This is a genomic window from Campylobacter sp. LH-2024, assembly GCF_048270605.1.
Classification (GTDB): Bacteria; Campylobacterota; Campylobacteria; order Campylobacterales; family Campylobacteraceae; genus Campylobacter_D; species Campylobacter_D molothri.
In genome coordinates, this window is the sequence record NZ_CP168139.1 from 260065 (window position 1) to 281311 (window position 21247).

13 protein-coding genes, 2 tRNA genes, 2 rRNA genes and 3 pseudogenes are annotated in these 21247 nt (G+C 31.7%); 15 read left to right on the forward strand and 5 right to left on the reverse strand.

Features of this window, described 5'->3' with window-relative positions:
* Window positions 1-79 precede the first annotated feature (79 nt).
* The 7 genes from ACD570_RS01460 to ACD570_RS01490 all read left to right on the forward strand — a co-directional run bounded on the left by ACD570_RS01460 (window position 80) and on the right by ACD570_RS01490 (window position 7041).
* Window positions 80-424: a hypothetical protein gene (locus ACD570_RS01460; RefSeq protein WP_337206718.1), complete on the forward strand. Its 345-nt coding sequence runs from the start codon at window positions 80-82 to the stop codon at window positions 422-424.
* A gap of 126 nt (window positions 425-550) precedes the next feature.
* Window positions 551-1288 carry a hypothetical protein gene (locus tag ACD570_RS01465; RefSeq protein WP_417904328.1) on the forward strand — a complete coding sequence of 246 codons (738 nt, stop codon included), beginning with the start codon at window positions 551-553 and terminating at the stop codon, window positions 1286-1288.
* A 1-nt stretch (window position 1289) separates the two neighbouring features.
* Complete coding sequence (locus tag ACD570_RS01470) at window positions 1290-1688, forward strand: hypothetical protein (RefSeq protein WP_417904329.1); 399 nt, start codon at window positions 1290-1292, stop codon at window positions 1686-1688.
* Window positions 1688-2863, forward strand: a complete 1176-nt coding sequence (locus ACD570_RS01475) for a replication-associated recombination protein A (protein ID WP_200283645.1) — start codon at window positions 1688-1690, stop codon at window positions 2861-2863. The genes ACD570_RS01470 and ACD570_RS01475 overlap by 1 nt, the downstream gene beginning before the upstream one ends.
* A 59-nt stretch (window positions 2864-2922) precedes the next feature.
* Window positions 2923-3651: a 4-hydroxy-tetrahydrodipicolinate reductase gene (gene dapB, locus ACD570_RS01480; protein ID WP_337198869.1), complete on the forward strand. Its 729-nt coding sequence runs from the start codon at window positions 2923-2925 to the stop codon at window positions 3649-3651.
* A gap of 1 nt (window position 3652) precedes the next feature.
* Complete coding sequence (gene purF, locus ACD570_RS01485) at window positions 3653-4993, forward strand: amidophosphoribosyltransferase (protein ID WP_337198870.1); 1341 nt, start codon at window positions 3653-3655, stop codon at window positions 4991-4993.
* A 59-nt stretch (window positions 4994-5052) separates the two neighbouring features.
* Window positions 5053-7041, forward strand: coding sequence for a methyl-accepting chemotaxis protein (locus tag ACD570_RS01490; RefSeq protein ID WP_417903796.1), 1989 nt, complete (start codon window positions 5053-5055; stop codon window positions 7039-7041).
* A 166-nt stretch (window positions 7042-7207) separates the two neighbouring features.
* Here the strand turns inward: ACD570_RS01490 and ACD570_RS01495 are convergent.
* Window positions 7208-7915, reverse strand: a pseudogene (locus ACD570_RS01495) (class I SAM-dependent methyltransferase).
* Window positions 7916-8049: 134 nt separating this feature from the next.
* Here ACD570_RS01495 and ACD570_RS01500 point away from each other — a divergent pair.
* A pseudogene (locus tag ACD570_RS01500) lies at window positions 8050-8253 on the forward strand (class I SAM-dependent methyltransferase); the annotation flags it as partial.
* A 382-nt stretch (window positions 8254-8635) separates the two neighbouring features.
* On the opposite strand, the pseudogene ACD570_RS01505 reads toward ACD570_RS01500, so the two are convergent.
* From ACD570_RS01505 to thyX, 4 genes and pseudogenes are all read right to left on the reverse strand, one after another.
* Window positions 8636-9068, reverse strand: a pseudogene (locus ACD570_RS01505) (methyl-accepting chemotaxis protein); the annotation flags it as partial.
* Window positions 9049-10140: a cache domain-containing protein gene (locus ACD570_RS01510; RefSeq protein WP_417904450.1), complete on the reverse strand. Its 1092-nt coding sequence runs from the start codon at window positions 10138-10140 to the stop codon at window positions 9049-9051. The pseudogene ACD570_RS01505 and the gene ACD570_RS01510, both read right to left, overlap by 20 nt.
* A complete protein-coding gene (locus tag ACD570_RS01515) occupies window positions 10134-10391 on the reverse strand; it encodes a hypothetical protein (protein ID WP_417904330.1) in 258 nt (85 codons plus the stop codon). The genes ACD570_RS01510 and ACD570_RS01515 overlap by 7 nt, the downstream gene beginning before the upstream one ends.
* Window positions 10392-10595: 204 nt before the next feature.
* Window positions 10596-11219, reverse strand: coding sequence for an FAD-dependent thymidylate synthase (thyX, locus tag ACD570_RS01520; protein ID WP_337198955.1), 624 nt, complete (start codon window positions 11217-11219; stop codon window positions 10596-10598).
* A gap of 123 nt (window positions 11220-11342) precedes the next feature.
* Here thyX and ACD570_RS01525 point away from each other — a divergent pair, with 123 nt between their 5' ends.
* From ACD570_RS01525 to ACD570_RS01555, 7 genes are all read left to right on the forward strand, one after another.
* Complete coding sequence (locus tag ACD570_RS01525) at window positions 11343-12977, forward strand: CTP synthase (protein ID WP_337202548.1); 1635 nt, start codon at window positions 11343-11345, stop codon at window positions 12975-12977.
* On the forward strand, window positions 12964-14565 hold the full coding sequence (gene recJ / locus ACD570_RS01530; RefSeq protein WP_337202549.1) for a single-stranded-DNA-specific exonuclease RecJ: 1602 nt from the start codon (window positions 12964-12966) through the stop codon (window positions 14563-14565). The genes ACD570_RS01525 and recJ overlap by 14 nt, the downstream gene beginning before the upstream one ends.
* A complete protein-coding gene (locus ACD570_RS01535; RefSeq protein WP_417903767.1) occupies window positions 14562-15551 on the forward strand; it encodes a type II asparaginase in 990 nt (329 codons plus the stop codon). The genes recJ and ACD570_RS01535 overlap by 4 nt, the downstream gene beginning before the upstream one ends.
* 489 nt (window positions 15552-16040) lie before the next feature.
* Window positions 16041-17551: ribosomal RNA gene (locus ACD570_RS01540) — 16S ribosomal RNA — on the forward strand.
* Between the two features lie 94 nt (window positions 17552-17645).
* Window positions 17646-17721, forward strand: a tRNA-Ala gene (locus ACD570_RS01545).
* 6 nt (window positions 17722-17727) lie between these two features.
* Window positions 17728-17804: transfer RNA gene (locus tag ACD570_RS01550), tRNA-Ile, on the forward strand.
* A 468-nt stretch (window positions 17805-18272) separates the two neighbouring features.
* Window positions 18273-21184 (forward strand): 23S ribosomal RNA (locus ACD570_RS01555).
* The 16S and 23S rRNA genes sit together here with 2 tRNA genes alongside, the layout of an rRNA operon.
* The last annotated feature ends 63 nt before the right edge of the window (window positions 21185-21247 follow it).

A 21247-nucleotide genomic window follows, 5' to 3' on the forward strand; every position in this document is an offset into this window, starting at 1 on the left:
TAGTTAAAACTTCACTTTCGCTTCACTTTATTTTTTTAACATTTCGACAAATTAAACAAAAAAAGGAGAAAATATATTTATGAAAAAAACATTCTTTTTAGCAGCTAGTTTAACAAGTACTATTCTTTTAGCTGATAGTGTTAAACTTGAAGGCACGATTGCACAAGTTTATGATAATAATAAAACTCTACTTATAGATTCTGTTTATGGTGGGCAAATTGCGATTAAAGTTTTGCCAAACACAGAAATTGAAATGGATGATTGTGGAATTTTTGGCACTGATAAAGATGGGACGTTTAAAGATTTAAAAGTAGGTGATTTTCTTGAAAGTAAAATTTTCTATGGCATGCCTATCACTCCAAATACTCCGGCTATTCCTGTAGCTAGAAAAATAGAAATTCAATGCTATAAAAAAGCTTATTAATAATTACTTTGTTTGCTCTGTCAAACAAAGTAAATTTTCTTAATCTTACATTATATTTAATATTTTTAAACTTTTTTTAACAAGGAATTTGTAAAATAACATTGAAATTTGTCAAGGAATAATATTTTGAAAAAATGGATGATAATTCCTGTTTTAATAGGATTTTTCTTTGTTATCCATATTTTTTATATGGGTTATGCAAATGAAAATATTTTAAATAATCTTGTAAATAATAAAAATTCTAATTATAAAATTATAAATTTAAACTTTAAAAAAGGTTTTTTGCGCTCTGAAGCAAATTTTACTATAAAAGATAGCGTGGGTTTAAATTTTACAACTGAAGTAAATGTAGTTTTTAATAATAACTATTTTTCAAAATATATCGCACAGGGAGATTTAAGCAACCCCTTTTATTTTTTAGATCAACATTTAAAAAATAAGAAATTGGCTAGTTTTATATTGACAAGCAAACAAAAAGATTTTAATTTAAGGTTACAATTTCAAGATATAAATTTAAGTAATGAAGGCGGAGATACTTTATTAAAAAATGCTTTTATTTCAATTTTAATTGATAAAAATATGCAGGTTAAAAATATTTATTTTAATATAGATAAAGCTCAATTTACACAATTTTATTCAAAACTTTCCATGCAAGATTTCAACTACAAGCAACATTTCAATCATCCCATACCTTTAAATGATTTATTGCAACCTAAAGAAGGTGTTGAAGAATTGCAATTTCATTCTTTTGTATTTAATAACAATAAAATAGCTTCATTTTACAGTAAAAATACTTTTCATTTTCAAGATAAAAATAAATTAAAAATTCATTTTCAAGGTAAAGCTTGTGATATAGTTTCTTGATATGAATTCAAAACTTTATCGAAATTTAAATTTTGATAAAGTTGATTTTGATATTATTTGGAATGAGATAGCTAAATATTCTTACAATAAATTCGATTTAGACTCTCTTATTAAAGAAGGATTAAAGTTAGATATTATTAATTTAACTTTTTATAAAGACAAACAAAACATAGATATCAATGGCAATATTATATTAGGTAAAAACAATAAGGCTAATATTCAAATTTCTAGCACAGAAGAGCCAGATAAAATATTTACTTGGGGACAATTTTTTGGAGGATTAAATCAATATTTTATTAAAAATAGTGATTTATTTATTATGAATTTATTTTATGATAGTCTTTCAAATCCTCAACTTAAAATTAATGGCAATCAATTTTCTTATATAGACTTAAACTGATGAATTTAGCTTTAGAATTTCGTCCTAAAAAATTAGATGAAATTATAGGTCAAGAAGATCTTGTTAATATATTTAAAAAATTTATCACTATGCAAAAATTGCCTCATAGTTTATTTTATGGTGTTGCAGGATGCGGAAAAACAACATTTGCAAGAGCTATAGCAAAAGATTTTGGATTAGATTTTTATGAATTTGATGGAGGAAATTTTAAACTCGAAGAACTTAGAAAAATACTCGATCGATATAAAAATAGCCTTTATAAGCCTTTGATTTTTATTGATGAAATTCATCGCCTTAGCAAAACTCAACAAGAAATGTTACTCATTCCTATGGAAAATTATCGTTGTATTATCATAGGTGCAAGTACCGAAAATCCTTATTTTGTTCTTTGTTCCGGTATTAGAAGTCGTTCTATGCTTTTTGAATTTAAAACGTTAAAAGCTAAAGATTTAGAAATTTTGCTAAAGAAAGTTCAAGAAAAGCTTAATTTTAATATTGATGATGAAGCTAAAAATTTTTTGATTAAAAGTGCCGATGCAAGATCTATGCTAAATTTACTTGAATTTGCACTAGTTTTAGATCCTAAAAATGTTAATTTAAATCATTTAAAAAAACTTAGAAATGGTGTCAATAGCGAAGGGGTTAATCAAAAAGATACACATTATGTTTTAACCAGTGCTATGATCAAAAGCTTACGTGGAAGTGATGTAGATGCTGCACTTTATTATCTAGCAAGATTAATTGATGCTGGAGAAAGTGCCGATTTTTTAGCTAGACGTTTAATTATTTTCTCGAGTGAAGATATAGGAAATGCAGATCCTAATGCGCTCAATATTGCTACTTCTACACTTATAGCTGTAAAAAATATAGGCTACCCAGAAGCACGTATTATTTTAAGTCAGTGTGTGGTTTATTTAGCAAGTGCCTTAAAATCAAATTCAAGCTATAAAGCTATCAATAAGGCGTTAGATTTTGTTAAAAACAATGAAACTTTAGATATTCCAAATTATCTTAATAATAATCATGCAGAGAGAAAAAAATATCTCTATCCTCATGATTTTGGAGGTTGGGTTGAACAAAAATATTTAAGTAAAAATTTAAAATTTTATGAAAGTAAAGGGATTGGAGAAGAACAAAGATTATTAGAAAATTTAAATAAATTGAAAAAACAATGATTATGTGGAAATTTATGGAATAAATGATAAAATAAACATTTATTAAAAAGGTAATTAATATGATCAATATAGGAATTTTTGGCGCCAAAGGTCGCATGGGAAAACAAATTAAGGAATGTTTAGAAGAAGAAAACAATGCAAAAATAGCCATGCTTTACGATAAAGGGGATAATATAAATGAACTCTTTAAGAAAAGCGAAGTGATTATTGATTTTTCTTCACCTAAAGGCACTTATGAACTTTTAAATCATGCAAGAACAAATTCTAAGCCTTTAGTAATAGGAACAACAGGACTTGATTTAAAAACGATGAATTTAATGCATGAGCTAAGCACAATAATGCCAATATTTTATGCAACTAATATGTCGTTGGGCGTCGCTGTTTTAAATTATCTCGTCAGTAAAGCAAGTGCTATGCTTGAAAATTTTGATATCGAAATTACAGAAATGCATCATCGTTATAAAAAGGATGCTCCAAGTGGAACAGCTATGACTTTAGCTCAAAGTGCAGCAAAAGCTAGAAATTTAGATCTTGAAAAAGTAAGAGTTAGCTCAAGAGATGGCATTATAAATGAAAGAAATAAAAATGAAATAGCTATTATGAGTTTAAGAGGTGGTGATATTGTGGGTCGCCATACTGTTGGATTTTATGAAAATGGAGAATTTTTAGAATTAAGTCACGTTGCAACATCAAGAACAACATTTGCTAAAGGCGCTATTAAGGTTGCAATTTGGCTTCAAAAACAAAATCCAAAATTATATTCGATTAATGATTTTTTAGGAATTTAATATGTGTGCAGTTGTTGGAGTTATCAATTCAAAAAATGCAAGCACTTATGCATATTATGCGTTATTTGCTATGCAACATCGCGGACAAGAAGCAAGTGGAATAAGTGTTAGTAATGGCCAAAGTATTAAAACAATTAAAGCCAAAGGCGAGGTAAGTCAAATTTTTAATCCTCAAAATTTACAAAATTTACAAGGAGAAATCGCTATAGGCCATAATCGTTATTCCACAGCAGGTAATTCTAGCTTAGATGATGCACAACCCATAGCAGCAAATTGTGCCTTAGGAGATATTGCTTTGGCACACAATGGAAATTTAGTTAACAAAGAAGAAATTAGAAATCAATTGATCCAAGATGGAGCAATTTTTCAAACCCATATGGATACTGAAAATGTTGTTCATTTAATCGCTAGAAGTAAAAAAGAAAATTTAAAAGATAAATTTATTGAAAGTTTAAAAAGTTGCTTGGGGGCTTATTGCTTTGTTTTGGCAAGCAAAGATAAACTTTACGTTGCAAGAGATCCTTATGGGGTTCGTCCTTTATCTTTAGGGAGATTAAAAGATGGGGGCTATATAGTTGCAAGTGAAACTTGTGCTTTTGATCTAATAGAAGCTGAATTTATACGCGATGTAAAACCTGGAGAATTAATCATTTTTACCCAAGGCAATGATAGATTTGAAAGTATCATTTTAGAAACAAAGAGTCCTAGAATTTGTGCTTTTGAATATGTTTATTTTGCAAGACCTGATAGCATTATAGAAGGTAAGAGTGTTTATGAAATTCGTAAAAAAATGGGTGAAACTTTAGCTAAAAAATTTCCCTACAAAGCTGATTTTGTTGTGCCTGTTCCAGATAGTGGAGTCAGCGCTGCTATAGGTTTTTCCCAATACTTGAAAATTCCTCTTGAAATGGCTATAGTAAGAAATCATTATGTAGGAAGAACTTTTATAGAGCCTACCCAAGAGCTTAGAAATTTAAAAGTAAAATTAAAATTAAATCCTATGCGTAAGGTTTTAGAAGGTAAAGAAATTGTGGTCATTGATGATAGTATAGTCCGCGGAACTACTTCCAAAAAAATAGTTTCTTTGCTTCGTGCTGCAGGAGCTAGCAAAATTCATTTAGCAATTGCGTGTCCAGAAATTAAATTTCCTGATATATATGGAATAGATACTCCAACATTTGAAGAGTTAATTAGCGCTAATAAAAATATTGAAGAAGTCAAGAAACATGTTGAAGCTGATTCTTTAACTTTTTTAAGCATAGAAGAGCTTGTTGAAAGTATAGGAAATGAAAGAGAATATTCTTTGATAAGTTTTGATGGAAATTATTTTATTTATAATTAATAAAGTTATATTATTATTTTTAATTTGTTATATCAAAGATATTAAATAAGGAGTTTTAAATGATTATAAAGAATTTTAATGTTTCTTCAAAACTAGTATCTTTTACCGGATTGCTCATTGTTATTATATTAGCCATAGTAACTTTTACTTCATATTATAACTTTAAACAAACATCTTTTGAATTGCTTAAAAATAATCAATTAAAAGTTATGGATGATGTACAAATAACTTTTGATAATTATTCCAAATCTAAACTAGAAGTTATCAAAGTTTTAGCTGAAGAACTTAGTGATACAAATTCTGAAACAGATATAGTCGAAATTGTTAAATTGCTTCATGCTTTTAAAGAAGCCAATGGATTTGATTTAATTTATGTGGGTTTTGATAAAAACGGAAAGACATTTTTATCAGATGGAACTATGCTAGATCTTTCCAAGGGCTTTGACACAAAAAATACCATATGGTATAAACAAGCTTCATCTGAAGGTAAAGCAATAGCCTCATCTCCTTATAAATCAGTATCAAATAATCACGCAACTTTAACTTACGCAGCTCCTATCTATAAAAATGGAAAATTAATTGGAGTTGTTGGTGGCGATTATGATTTAAAAAGATTTTCAAAAGATGTTTTGGTTTTGGGTCATACCACAAATTCTTATGCTAGTGTTTATGATACAGAGGGTAAAATTATTTTTAATGAAGATGATAAAAAACTCTTGACAAAAAATACTTTAAGTATGAATATTAAAAATGCTTTAGAAAACAATCCAAAATTATTAGATCCAAATATCAGAGACACTTTATTTTTTGCTGATAATGATAAGGGTGAAACTCAAGCAATTATGTGCAATCCATCAAGCGTAAATCCTATATATAGAATTTGTAGCGTTGTTAATAAAAAAACTTATGATAATACAATTAATAATATTTTATATAGTCAATTAATAATTGGTTTTATTGCTTTAATTGCAGCTTTAGTTTTAATCAGAATCCTAATCACAAAAAGCCTCTCCCCACTCACCATCATCCAAAACGGTCTTAATGCCTTCTTTGATTTTATCAATCATAAAACAAAGAATGTCTCTACTATTAATATAAAAACTAATGATGAGTTTGGTCAAATCTCAAAAGCCATTAATGAAAACATCCTTATTACTAAACAAGGTTTAGAACAAGATAATCAAGCTGTAAAAGAATCAGTCTCTACAGTTCAAGTTGTAGAAAAAGGAGATTTAACAGCAAGAATTACTGCAAATCCAAGAAATCCTCAACTTGTAGAACTTAAAAATGTTTTAAATAAACTCTTAGATGTCTTACAAGAAAAAGTAGGTTCTGATATGAATGCTATTCATAAAATCTTTGAAGAATATAAGAGCTTAGATTTTAGAAATAAATTAGAAAATGCTAGAGGTAGTGTTGAAGTTACTACTAATGCTTTAGGTGAAGAAATCATTAAAATGTTAAAACAAAGTTCTGATTTTGCTAATCACTTAGCAAGTGAAAGTTCTAAATTACAAAATGCTGTTCAAAACCTAACTAGCTCTTCTAATTCTCAAGCAGCTTCTTTAGAAGAAACTGCTGCTGCTTTAGAAGAAATTACTTCTTCTATGCAAAATGTTTCTGTTAAAACCTCTGATGTAATCACTCAATCAGAAGAGATTAAAAATGTTACAGGTATTATTGGAGATATTGCAGATCAAATCAATCTTTTAGCATTAAATGCTGCTATAGAAGCAGCGCGTGCAGGAGAACATGGACGAGGCTTTGCCGTTGTGGCTGATGAAGTTAGAAAACTAGCAGAAAGAACTCAAAAATCATTGAGTGAAATAGAAGCTAATACTAACTTACTTGTTCAATCTATTAATGATATGGCAGAATCTATTAAAGAACAAACTGCAGGTATTACTCAAATCAATGAAAGTGTAGCTGCTATTGATCAAACTACTAAAGATAATGTTGAAATTGCTAATGAGAGTGCAATCATTTCTAATACTGTTAGTGATATAGCTAATAATATATTAGAAGATGTTAAGAAGAAAAGATTTTAAGAATCTTTTCTTTAAATTATAATCAAATGATTATTCTTTAAATCATAATCTTTAAACTATTATCTTAAATCATTATTTTTAAATAGTTATTTTTAAATAACTATTTTTTATGATAATTGAAGATTCATTATTAAATTAAGCAATTAATCTTTTAATGGATTTTTTATTAAAAGATTAAAAGCTTTATTTTTGATTTAATAATTTCTTTAATTTTATCTTTTGTAACTAAATTTTTAAGTTCATTACTTTCTGCTTTAATTCCATTCATACTTAAATGCCATAAAGCATTTTCTATAGCTTCATCTTTTTTTCTTTCTACTATGCGTGTTTCATCAAAAATAAATTTATAAAAAGTTATATTTTTTCTAGTAAAAAAACTTTCTAAATCTTGTTTATTAAATCCTTTAAATTCAGTATTAAAATGTTTAAATATTGGGTCTAAAAAATCACTTTTTCTATAATCAGCCCAGCCAAGATATATTCTTTGAGAAGCTAAAATTTAAAAAGCTTTGAAATCATTTTCATTTTGCAAAGCTAAAGACATACTCAAAAACGCTATATCAAAGTTTTCTTGATTTTCTTTATAAAAATTTTCAAAATCTAAATGAAGTATTTTAATATTATTAATATTATTTTTTATAACATCTTCTTTTAAAATTTCAAGCATAGCTTTAGAATTATCTATACCTAAAACACTTTTTGCTTTTTGTGCTAAATGTAAAGTCCAAACACCTGTGCCACAACCTATATCTATAATATTTTTATTTGTAAAATCAATATTTAATTCATTTAACTTCTTAAAAGTTTGCTTTTGGATATCGTTTAATTTTGCATATCTTGCATAGCTTTTAGCCTTTTTATCCCACAAATTCATATTCATTCCCAAAAAAATAATTAAAATATAATTGTAAAAAAATGTTTCTTTTAACTATACAAATAAATAAAACTAATATCAATAAATCTTTAATTTAAAGTAGTATTAATAAAATAAATAAAAATCTTTAATATTTAGAAAAAAATATAACTTTTTATAAATTTATTTTTGATGAAACACGCATAGTAGAAAGAAAAAAAGATGAAGCTATAGAAAATGCTTTATGGCATTTAAGTATGAATGGAATTAAAGCAGAAAGTAATGAACTTAAAAATTTAGTTACAAAAGATAAAATTAAAGAAATTATTAAATCAAAAATAAAGCTTTTAATCTTTTAATAAAAAATCCATTAAAAGATTAATTGCTTAATTTAATAATGAATCTTCAATTATCATAAAAAATAGTTATTTAAAAATAACTATTTAAAAATAATGATTTAAGATAATAGTTTAAAGATTATGATTTAAAGAATAATCATTTGATTATAATTTAAAGAAAAGATTCTTAAAATCTTTTCTTCTTAACATCTTCTAATATATTATTAGCTATATCACTAACAGTATTAGAAATGATTGCACTCTCATTAGCAAATTTCAACATTATCTTTAGTAGTTTGATCAATAGCAGCTACACTTTCATTGATTTGAGTAATACCTGCAGTTTGTTCTTTAATAGATTCTGCCATATCATTAATAGATTGAACAAGTAAGTTAGTATTAGCTTCTATTTCACTCAATGATTTTTGAGTTCTTTCTGCTAGTTTTCTAACTTCATCAGCCACAACGGCAAAGCCTCGTCCATGTTCTCCTGCACGCGCTGCTTCTATAGCAGCATTTAATGCTAAAAGATTGATTTGATCTGCAATATCTCCAATAATACCTGTAACATTTTTAATCTCTTCTGATTGAGTGATTACATCAGAGGTTTTAACAGAAACATTTTGCATAGAAGAAGTAATTTCTTCTAAAGCAGCAGCAGTTTCTTCTAAAGAAGCTGCTTGAGAATTAGAAGAGCTAGTTAGGTTTTGAACAGCATTTTGTAATTTAGAACTTTCACTTGCTAAGTGATTAGCAAAATCAGAACTTTGTTTTAACATTTTAATGATTTCTTCACCTAAAGCATTAGTAGTAACTTCAACATCTACCTCTAGCATTTTCTAATTTATTTCTAAAATCTAAGCTCTTATATTCTTCAAAGATTTTATGAATAGCATTCATATCAGAACCTACTTTTTCTTGTAAGACATCTAAGAGTTTATTTAAAACATTTTTAAGTTCTACAAGTTGAGGATTTCTTGGATTTGCAGTAATTCTTGCTGTTAAATCTCCTTTTTCTACAACTTGAACTGTAGAGACTGATTCTTTTACAGCTTGATTATCTTGTTCTAAACCTTGTTTAGTAATAAGGATGTTTTCATTAATGGCTTTTGAGATTTGACCAAACTCATCATTAGTTTTTATATTAATAGTAGAGACATTCTTTGTTTTATGATTGATAAAATCAAAGAAGGCATTAAGACCGTTTTGGATGATGGTGAGTGGGGAGAGAAGTTTGGCAATAAGTGTGTAGATTAATATCACACTAATAATAATTACTACAATTACTATAATAATTTGCATATAAGCTATTTTGGAAACATATTTTTGAACTTCTTCTTCTGATTCGGATGAGCAGATTGTATAATTATTAAATTTAGAACACATCGCTAGTCTATCACCCCCTTGAACTCTTGTATAGGAAAAAGATTTGTATTCACCCATGTTTTCAAATTTCTTTTCAATATTTAAAATATTGGAATTTTGTCCTAAAAATGCTTTATTTGAAGAAGCGAAAACATAATTTCCTTTATCATATACAAATACATCTCCTGATAATTTATCAAATTGTTTTTGTAAATTAGCATTTGAAACATCAATTGCTAATACGCCTATAAATTTACCATCTTTATAAAAAGGCATAGAATAAGTAAAGCATGGAAGATTGGATGCTGCATCTATATAAGCAGGGGATTCATATAAATCATTTTTATCTTTTGCATTCTTAAACCAATCCCTAGTTCTTGCATCATATCCATTATCTTTACCATAAATTATAGCATTGACATTTTTTTTATCGCTTCTTAGATCACTTCCAATATATTCACCATTTGCTAATCCAATATAAGCCGCTAATAAATCACCTCCTTTTCTATAATTTTGAAAAATTATACCAGCACTCTCTAAGATTGATTTTTCGTCAGCAAAACTACTAGAAGATAATTTATTAAACTTTTAGAAAGTTCTTTAAGAACAGATAATTTAGTTTCATTATAATTTGCCATAGAACTTTTTGCAGTTTTAACATAATTAGTTTGTATTGAAACAATTTGTGCCAACAAAGCTTCTCTAACAAAGATAAAAGTAACTATACCTAAAGCAACTAAACAAAAAATAGTTATAAGGTTAGCTATTAAAGACATTTTAATTTTTATACTCATTTTAATACTCCTTTATTAATTAATTTATAAATATAAAATTACCCAATTTTATTATATAGAAATATTTTATTTATTAATAAAAATTTTTATATAATAAATATTAATATCAAACTATAATGATAATTTGGGTTAAAAAGTAACAAAAATTAAAGAAATTCTTATAAATTTATTGAATTAAATCATAAAAATATTTTTAATTTAAGGTTACTCTGTATTTTTATTTAAACAGTGTTCGAAGATAAATTTATGTTCTTCTGGCAAAGCCTCAAATAAGGCATTAGCTAAATTTCTAATCTCCCAAAGAGCGGATTTTGAGCTGCGAAGTGAAATGAAATTTTGCAAACTCCTAGCGTTTATAGTTAAAGTTAGCTCGGTTTTATAGCTTTCTGGTAAGCAGTATTTAGCTATATCTAGACTAATACTTTTTTGTAAAATTAGTCTTAAATTTTCCAAAGCTTTAATGCTAGCGTTATCCACTTCTTCATTTTCACAAAGTACCAAATATCGACTAGCATTTTCAAAATCTCCAACTTTAAATTCATTTTCATTGCGAAGCTCTTTTAAAGTATATCTTGTGCTTTTTACACTAGGGCTAGTATGACGATGACGTGCAACTTCTTGTAAGCAAGCTCTTGAAATCCCTTGGATATAAAAAGTATAATTTAAATGTTCTAAAGTTGAAGCATGCTTAAATTTATTGCCAACTCGATCAATAAGTTCTTTATCTTTTTCGCCACCACAATCACCTTTTTCAAAACTTTGCCAACAAGTTCTTGTCGCATGAGAGCATACAGAAAGTGGAGTATGGAAAAGCAAGGTAATTTTCATAATTTTTCCTTGAAAAGTGAAATTTTATTTTTTATAATTCTTACATTTTTTACTTAAAATTCTAATGAAATAAAAAGTTTTATCAAGTTATAATTAAATTAAAAAATAAGGTTGATACAAGCAATGAAAAAACAAACAAAATATATCTTTGTAACTGGTGGCGTTTTAAGTTCTTTAGGAAAAGGAATTGCTGCAGCTTCCATCGCAACGCTTTTAAAAAATTCGGGTTTGAAAGTAAGCATACTTAAAGCAGATCCTTATATTAATGTTGACCCTGGAACTATGAGTCCTTTTGAGCATGGAGAAGTTTTTGTAACTGATGATGGAGCCGAAACGGATTTAGATTTGGGTCATTATGAGCGTTTTTTAGATGAAAGTTTATCTCAAGATAATAATTTTACAACAGGACGCGTTTATCAAAGCGTTATTGAAAAAGAAAGGCGTGGAGAATATCTTGGAAAAACAATTCAAGTTATCCCTCATATTGTAGGTGAGATTAAAGATCGCATTCAAAAAGCCGGCGAAGGAAAAGATATTTTAATTGTAGAAATTGGAGGAACGGTTGGTGATATAGAAGGACTTCCCTTTTTAGAGGCTATTCGTGCTTTGCGTTTAGAGGTGGGTAAAAATAATGCCATGAATATTCATCTTACTCTAGTACCTTTTATAAAAGCAGCAGGGGAATTAAAAACTAAGCCTACTCAACATAGCGTAGGGGAATTAAGACGCATAGGGATTAGTCCTGATATGATTATTTGTCGTAGTGAAAAATCTTTAGATAGAGATTTAAAAGATAAAATTGCTATTTCTTGCGGAGTGGAAAAAAATTGCGTTATAGAAAGTATAGATGCGGCAAGTATTTATCAAATTCCGCTTAATTTTTTAAAACAAGATATATTAAATCCAATTGCAAATATATTAAATCTTAAAATTTTAAAACCTGATATGCAAAATTGGAATAGTTTAGTAAAAAGAGTGATTGCACCAAGCAATGAAGTTAAAATTGCATTTGTAGGAAAATACGTTGATTTAAAAGAAAGTTATAAAAGTCTTACTGAAGCAATTATACATGCGGGTGCAGCACTTGATACTAGAGTAGATCTTAAATGGATTGATAGCGAAAAGCTTGAAAATTTAGAATCATCTGAGGTGTTTAAAGATGTGAGTGGAATTTTAGTTGCAGGTGGTTTTGGATGCCGTGGTGTAGAGGGAAAAATAAAAGCAATTAGTTATGCAAGAGAAAATAAAATTCCTTTTTTAGGAATTTGTTTAGGTATGCAACTAGCTTTAGTGGAATTTGCTAGAAATGTTTTAAAATTAAAAGATGCCAATTCAAACGAATTTGATGAAAAATGTGAAAATCCTATCATTTATTTAATTGATGAATTTATTGATTTTAGTGGAAAAAAACAAATTAGAACAGCGAAAACACCTTTAGGCGGAACGATGCGTTTGGGCGCTTATGAATGTGAAATTAAGCCTAAAACGATTTTAGCAAGAGTTTATAAGAATGCAAAAAGTATAAAAGAGCGTCATCGTCATCGTTATGAAGCTAATCCAAAATACCGTAAAGAATTTGAAAATAATGGCCTTATTGTAAGTGGGGAAAGTCAAGGACTTATTGAAGCTATAGAATTAAATTCTCATCCATTTTTTCTAGCCGTGCAGTTTCATCCTGAATTTACTTCAAGATTAGAGCATGCAAATCCAGTAATTTTTGGATTTATTGAGGCAGCGATTAATTATGAAAAAGATTGATAAAAGTGAAGTTAAAAAAATTTTAGCTTCACGTTTTGAAAAAGACCTTCATACTAAACTTTGTGATTTGCCCTTGCCATGTTGTTTAAAAGATATCTATAAAGCAGCAGAGCGTATAAAAGTTGCGATAGAAAAAAATGAAAAAATTGCTATTGTGGGCGATTATGATGTCGATGGTATAGTATCATGTGTGATAATGGCAGAATTTTTTGATGATATAGGTTTTGATTATATAGTTAGAATTCCAAATCGCTTTAAAGATGGTTATGGATTAAATTCTGAAATTATTAATGAATTAAATGTGAATTTAATCATTACTGTAGATAATGGTATAGCAGCACTTGAGGCTGCCAAACTCTGCAAAGAAAGAAAAATTGATTTAATCATTACTGATCATCATATGCCTCAAGATATTTTGCCTGATGCTTTTGCAATAATTAATCCTAAGCAAAAAGATTGCGAATTTCCAGATATTGAAATTTGTGGAGCACAAGTGGCATGGTATTTAATTGCTGCTTTAAAAGAGGTTTGTAAATTAAAATACGATATGAGTCGATTTTTAGAATTATTAGCTATTGCTATTATTGCTGATATGATGGAACTTAGAGATTTAAATCGTGCTCTAGTAAGAAGAGGAATTGATTATATTAACAAATCAAAAAGAGCAGCTTTTAAGGCTATTAAAAATTATTATCAAAAGGATAAATTTTCTTTAGATAGTATAGGTTTTTTGATCGCTCCACTTATTAATAGTGCTGGAAGAATGGACGATGCTAGCATTTCTTATGAATTTTTACATACAAAAGATTTAGATAAAGCTTTAGAGTATTTAGAGCAAATTGTTAATTTTAATGAAAATAGAAAAGATGAAGAAAAACAACTTTTTGAAGAAAGTTTAAGTCAAATTAATGACCAAGATTCCTGTATTATGGTTTCTGGGATAAACTGGCATGAAGGGGTTTTAGGTATAGTAGCTAGTCGTTTATCTAAGCATTTTAATAAACCAGCTTTTGTATTTTCTCAAAATGATGATTATTTAAAAGGAAGTGCTAGGAGTGTTGGGAAGATTGATATTTTATCTTTAATTTCTAAGGCTAATTCTCTATTAAGTAATTATGGGGGGCATAAAGGTGCTGCAGGTATGAGTTTAAGTGCTGAAAATTTTGAAAAATTTAAAATTCTTATTCAAGAAGAATGTGCAAAAATTCCTGATAATGAATTTTTAGATACTGATGAAATTTTAGGGATTTTAGATCCAAATGAAATTGATTTTGAAATGTTGGAAATTTTAGAAGCTTTTGAACCTTTTGGACATAAAAATCCTCGCCCCTTTTTTATTTTAGAAAATGTGAAAGTAAAAAATAAAAAAATTCTAGGAAAAAATGAAAAACATTTGAAATTAGTTTTATCTAAAAAAAATAAAATTGTTGAAGCTTTGTTTTTTAATTTCGATAAAGAGCCAAATATTAATGAAAATATTAACATATTAGGAAGTATTTCAAAAAATGAATTTAGAGGGCTTTTAACTCCTCAATTTATCATTAAAGAAATTTTGACTGAAGAAAAAATACGTAGGATTGATCAATGAAACCAAGAATCGCGATTTTAGCAACAGGTGGAACCATAGCAGGAGTTATAAATGATGCTATTAGTACAACAGGATATAAAGCAGGAGCTCTAGATATAGAAGTTTTACTTAATGCTGTGCCGCAAGTTAAAGAAATTGCATCAATTGTAGGTTATCAAGTATCTAATATAGATAGCTCTGATATGTCTAATGAAATTCAGTTAAAACTTGCTAAAAAAATAAATAAGCTTTTAGCTAAAGATGAAATAGATGCTGTTGTTATAACTCATGGAACGGATACCATGGAAGAGAGTGCATATTTTTTACATTTGACAATTAAAAGCGATAAACCAGTAATCTTAACTGGTGCTATGCGTCCTTCTACGGCCATGAGTGCAGATGGATCAAAGAATCTTTATAATGCTGTAGCTTTAGCTATTAATGTAAAATCTAAAAGCAAAGGTGTTATGATTGTTATGAATGATCGAATTCTAAGCGCTAGAGCAGCAGTGAAAACCCATACTTTAAATTTGGATGCTTTTTCTTCTCCAGATTTTGGAGATTTAGGATATATTTTAGATGGAAAGGTATATTTTTACAATACAATTGAAAAATTGCATACTAAAAATACACCATTTGATATTGATTATCTTGAAGATTTACCTAAGGTAGATATACTTTATACTTATTCTAATGATGGAAATGGTATTGCAGCAAAAGCTTTGTTCGAAAATGGAAGCCAAGCTTTAGTAATTGCAGGAAGTGGATCAGGGAATATACATAAAAACCAAAAAAATATCTTAAAAGAGCTTATGAAAAAAAATCTTATTGTTGTAATCAGTTCACGCATACAAACAGGAGAAGTTATTTTAAGCAAGGAAGATGAAAATTTGGGTTTTATTTGTGCTCAAGATTTAAATCCTCAAAAAGCTAGAATTTTGCTTATGTTGGCATTAACTAAAACTAAAGATCTTAAAACAATTCAAAATTTCTTCCAAACTTATTAACACTTTAAACCCCCTTTAAGCTTAATTAGTTATACTTTCATTTCCTTTTTTAGAAGGGCTTAAAATCTTAAAAGAAGTTTCATAAATATTTTAGAATAAATTATAGTTTTAATTTTTAATTAAAGCTTTGCTTTAATTTATAATTATTAAAATATTTTTTATTTTAAAGTTATTATTAAAAATAAAACTTCTCATATAATCATTATAAATGTTTTAATTTAAAAAATTAAAAAGTATTTTATTTTTTAATGATTTAAAAAGATTTTTTGTTTTTGTTCTTTTAATTTAATATTGTTATTCAAATCTTATAGTCAATCTTTGAAATCTAAATAAGTGATCGATTGAGCCAGATTAATAGATTTATTATTTTATAATCAATAATAAATCAAAATTTATATTAATTATTAGGGTTAATAAAGTTTTCTTTATTAATCTAAAATATATTAAATACTTTTTCTTTGAAGAAAAAGATTAAACTTTTCTATAATTTTTATGGAGAGTTTGATCCTGGCTCAGAGTGAACGCTGGCGGCGTGCCTAATACATGCAAGTCGAACGATGAAGCTTTTAGCTTGCTAGAAGTGGATTAGTGGCGCACGGGTGAGTAAGGTATAGTTAATCTGCCCTACACTGGGGGACAACAGTTGGAAACGACTGCTAATACCCCATACTCCTACTTAACATAAGTTGAATAGGAAAGTTTTTCGGTGTAGGATGAGACTATATAGTATCAGCTAGTTGGTAAGGTAATGGCTTACCAAGGCTATGACGCTTAACTGGTCTGAGAGGATGATCAGTCACACTGGAACTGAGACACGGTCCAGACTCCTACGGGAGGCAGCAGTAGGGAATATTGCGCAATGGGGGAAACCCTGACGCAGCAACGCCGCGTGGAGGATGACACTTTTCGGAGCGTAAACTCCTTTTCTTAGGGAAGAATTCTGACGGTACCTAAGGAATAAGCACCGGCTAACTCCGTGCCAGCAGCCGCGGTAATACGGAGGGTGCAAGCGTTACTCGGAATCACTGGGCGTAAAGGGCGCGTAGGCGGATTATCAAGTCTCTTGTGAAATCTAATGGCTTAACCATTAAACTGCTTGGGAAACTGGTAATCTAGAGTGAGGGAGAGGCAGATGGAATTGGTGGTGTAGGGGTAAAATCCGTAGATATCACCAAGAATACCCATTGCGAAGGCGATCTGCTGGAACTTAACTGACGCTAAGGCGCGAAAGCGTGGGGAGCAAACAGGATTAGATACCCTGGTAGTCCACGCCCTAAACGATGTACACTAGTTGTTGGGGTGCTAGTCATCTCAGTAATGCAGCTAACGCATTAAGTGTACCGCCTGGGGAGTACGGTCGCAAGATTAAAACTCAAAGGAATAGACGGGGACCCGCACAAGCGGTGGAGCATGTGGTTTAATTCGAAGATACGCGAAGAACCTTACCTGGGCTTGATATCCTAAGAACCTTATAGAGATATGAGGGTGCTAGCTTGCTAGAACTTAGAGACAGGTGCTGCACGGCTGTCGTCAGCTCGTGTCGTGAGATGTTGGTTAAGTCCCGCAACGAGCGCAACCCACGTATTTAGTTGCTAACACTTCGGGTGAGCACTCTAAATAGACTGCCTTCGTAAGGAGGAGGAAGGTGTGGACGACGTCAAGTCATCATGGCCCTTATGTCCAGGGCGACACACGTGCTACAATGGCATATACAATGAGACGCAATACCGCGAGGTGGAGCAAATCTATAAAATATGTCCCAGTTCGGATTGTTCTCTGCAACTCGAGAGCATGAAGCCGGAATCGCTAGTAATCGTAGATCAGCCATGCTACGGTGAATACGTTCCCGGGTCTTGTACTCACCGCCCGTCACACCATGGGAGTTGATTTCACTCGAAGCCGGAATACTAAACTAGTTACCGTCCACAGTGGAATCAGCGACTGGGGTGAAGTCGTAACAAGGTAACCGTAGGAGAACCTGCGGTTGGATCACCTCCTTTCTAGAGTACAAAGTAATAAGTCTCACAACTATTACTTCATATAAACTCAATCGTCCTTGTTTAGATTTCAAAGATTGATGAAAAGCTAATTTATGGGGAATTAGCTCAGCTGGGAGAGCGCCTGCTTTGCACGCAGGAGGTCAGCGGTTCGATCCCGCTATTCTCCACCATGATAAGGGCCTATAGCTCAGCTGGTTAGAGTGCACCCCTGATAAGGGTGAGGTCACAAGTTCAAGTCTTGTTAGGCCCACCATTAAATTAAGATTTGAAATTAAAACCTAAAATAAGTATATAAATTGATTTAAAAACTAAAATAATATTTTATATGTTTATTTTAGGTTTTAAACCTAAATGTTCTTTTACTTACCAATGTTAAGAGTCACAAGCAAGTTTTAAAAACAATTTTACTGAACTTGTTAAAGAATAAAACTTCACTGTCTTTTTCTTTAAAAAACTAAAAAGAATTTAAAATTAATGTTTTTAGTGCTTTATTAATTATTTTTTATCATAAATAAATATTTAAATAAAAAATTAAAAAATATATTTAATTTTCTTTCTTTATTTCTTTTTTAAAGAATAAGTTTTAAACTTCACAGCTTATATTGTTGCTTAATATAAGTGTTTAAATGCTTTCCGTCTTAAGACAGATATTAAAGAAGTCTTATTATAAAAACTTTAACAAGGAAGTGATGCGTTTTAGAATCAACTAAAAAAGGTAAAAAGGTAAGCTACTAAGAGCGAATGGTGGATGCCTTGACTGGTAAAGGCGATGAAGGACGTACTAGACTGCGATAAGCTACGGGGAGCTGTCAAGAAGCTTTGATCCGTAGATTTCCGAATGGGGCAACCCAATGTGTATAGAGATATACATTACCTAATATAGGAGCGAACGAGGGGAATTGAAACATCTTAGTACCCTCAGGAAAAGAAATCAATAGAGATTACGTCAGTAGCGGCGAGCGAAAGCGTAAGAGGGCAAACCCAATGCTTGCATTGGGGGTTGTAGGACTGCAATGTGCAATAAGTGAGGTTAGCAGAACATTCTGGAAAGTATAGCCATAGAGGGTGATAGTCCCGTATGCGAAAACCAAACTTTAGCTAGCAGTATCCTGAGTAGGGCGAAACACGTGGAATTTTGTCTGAAGCTGGGTCGACCACGATCCAACCCTAAATACTAATACCAGATCGATAGTGCACAAGTACCGTGAGGGAAAGGTGAAAAGAACTGAGGTGATCAGAGTGAAATAGAACCTGAAACCATTTGCTTACAATCATTCAGAGCCCTATGGTGCAAACCAGGGTGATGGACTGCCTTTTGCATAATGAGCCTGCGAGTTGTGGTGTCTGGCAAGGTTAAGCACACGCGAAGCCGTAGCGAAAGCGAGTCTGAATAGGGCGCTTAGTCAGATGCTGCAGACCCGAAACGAAGTGATCTATCCATGAGCAAGTTGAAGCTAGTGTAAGAACTAGTGGAGGACTGAACCCATAGGCGTTGAAAAGCCCCGGGATGACTTGTGGATAGGGGTGAAAGGCCAATCAAACTTCGTGATAGCTGGTTCTCTCCGAAATATATTTAGGTATAGCGTTGTGTCGTAGTATAAGGGGGTAGAGCACTGAATGGGCTAGGGCATACACCAATGTACCAAACCCTATCAAACTCCGAATACCTTATATGTAATCACAGCAGTCAGGCGGCGAGTGATAAAATCCGTCGTCAAGAGGGAAACAACCCAGACTACCAGCTAAGGTCCCTAAATCTTACTTAAGTGGAAAACGATGTGAAGTTACTTAAACAACCAGGAGGTTGGCTTAGAAGCAGCCATCCTTTAAAGAAAGCGTAATAGCTCACTGGTCTAGTGATTTTGCGCGGAAAATATAACGGGGCTAAAGTAAGTACCGAAGCTGTAGACTTGACTTTGTCAAGTGGTAGGAGAGCGTTCTATTTGCGTCGAAGGTATACCGGTAAGGAGTGCTGGAGCGAATAGAAGTGAGCATGCAGGCATGAGTAGCGATAATTAATGTGAGAATCATTAACGCCGTAAACCCAAGGTTTCCTACGCGATGCTCGTCATCGTAGGGTTAGTCGGGTCCTAAGCCGAGTCCGAAAGGGGTAGGTGATGGCAAATTGGTTAATATTCCAATACCAACATTAGTGTGCGATGGAAGGACGCTTAGGGCTAAGCAAGCTAGCGGATGGAAGTGCTAGTCGAAGGTTGTAGGAGCTTATACAGGCAAATCCGTATAAGAATACTCCGAGAACTGACAGGCTTTTTGAAGTCTTCGGATGGATAGAAGAATTGCTGATGCCGTCGAGCCAAGAAAAGTTTCTAAGTTTAGCTAATGTTGCCCGTACCGTAAACCGACACAGGTGGGTGGGATGAGTATTCTAAGGCGCGTGGAAGAACTCTCTTTAAGGAACTCTGCAAAATAGCACCGTATCTTCGGTATAAGGTGTGGTTCGCTTCGTACTAGGATTTACTCCGAAAGCGAAGAAACTTACAACAAAGAGTCCCTCCCGACTGTTTACCAAAAACACAGCACTCTGCTAACTCGTAAGAGGATGTATAGGGTGTGACGCCTGCCCGGTGCTCGAAGGTTAATTGATGGGGTTAGCATTAGCGAAGCTCTTGATCGAAGCCCGAGTAAACGGCGGCCGTAACTATAACGGTCCTAAGGTAGCGAAATTCCTTGTCGGTTAAATACCGACCTGCATGAATGGCGTAACGAGATGGGAGCTGTCTCAAAGAGGGATCCAGTGAAATTGTAGTGGAGGTGAAAATTCCTCCTACCCGCGGCAAGACGGAAAGACCCCGTGGACCTTTACTACAGCTTGACACTGCTATTTGGATAAGAATGTGCAGGATAGGTGGGAGGCTTTGAGTATATGACGCCAGTTGTATATGAGCCATTGTTGAGATACCACTCTTTCTTATTTGGGTAGCTAACCAGCTTGAGTTATCCTCAAGTGGGACAATGTCTGGTGGGTAGTTTGACTGGGGCGGTCGCCTCCCAAATAATAACGGAGGCTTACAAAGGTTGGCTCAAAACGGTTGGAAATCGTTTGTAGAGTATAAAGGTATAAGCCAGCTTAACTGCAAGACATACAAGTCAAGCAGAGACGAAAGTCGGTCTTAGTGATCCGGTGGTTCTGTGTGGAAGGGCCATCGCTCAAAGGATAAAAGGTACCCCGGGGATAACAGGCTGATCTCCCCCAAGAGCTCACATCGACGGGGAGGTTTGGCACCTCGATGTCGGCTCATCGCATCCTGGGGCTGGAGCAGGTCCCAAGGGTATGGCTGTTCGCCATTTAAAGCGGTACGCGAGCTGGGTTCAGAACGTCGTGAGACAGTTCGGTCCCTATCTGCCGTGGGCGTAAGAAGATTGAAGAGATTTGACCCTAGTACGAGAGGACCGGGTTGAACAAACCACTGGTGTAGCTGTTGTTCTGCCAAGAGCATCGCAGCGTAGCTAAGTTTGGAAAGGATAAACGCTGAAAGCATCTAAGCGTGAAGCCAACTCTAAGATGAATCTTCTCTAAGCTCTCTAGAAGACTACTAGTTTGATAGGCTGGGTGTGTAATGGATGAAAGTCTTTTAGCTGACCAGTACTAATAAGAGCGTTTGGCTTATCTTTTAATAAGCATCACTTCCTTGTTAAGGTTTTTACCTTAAAAAGAAAGAGTAAAGTTTTTAACTT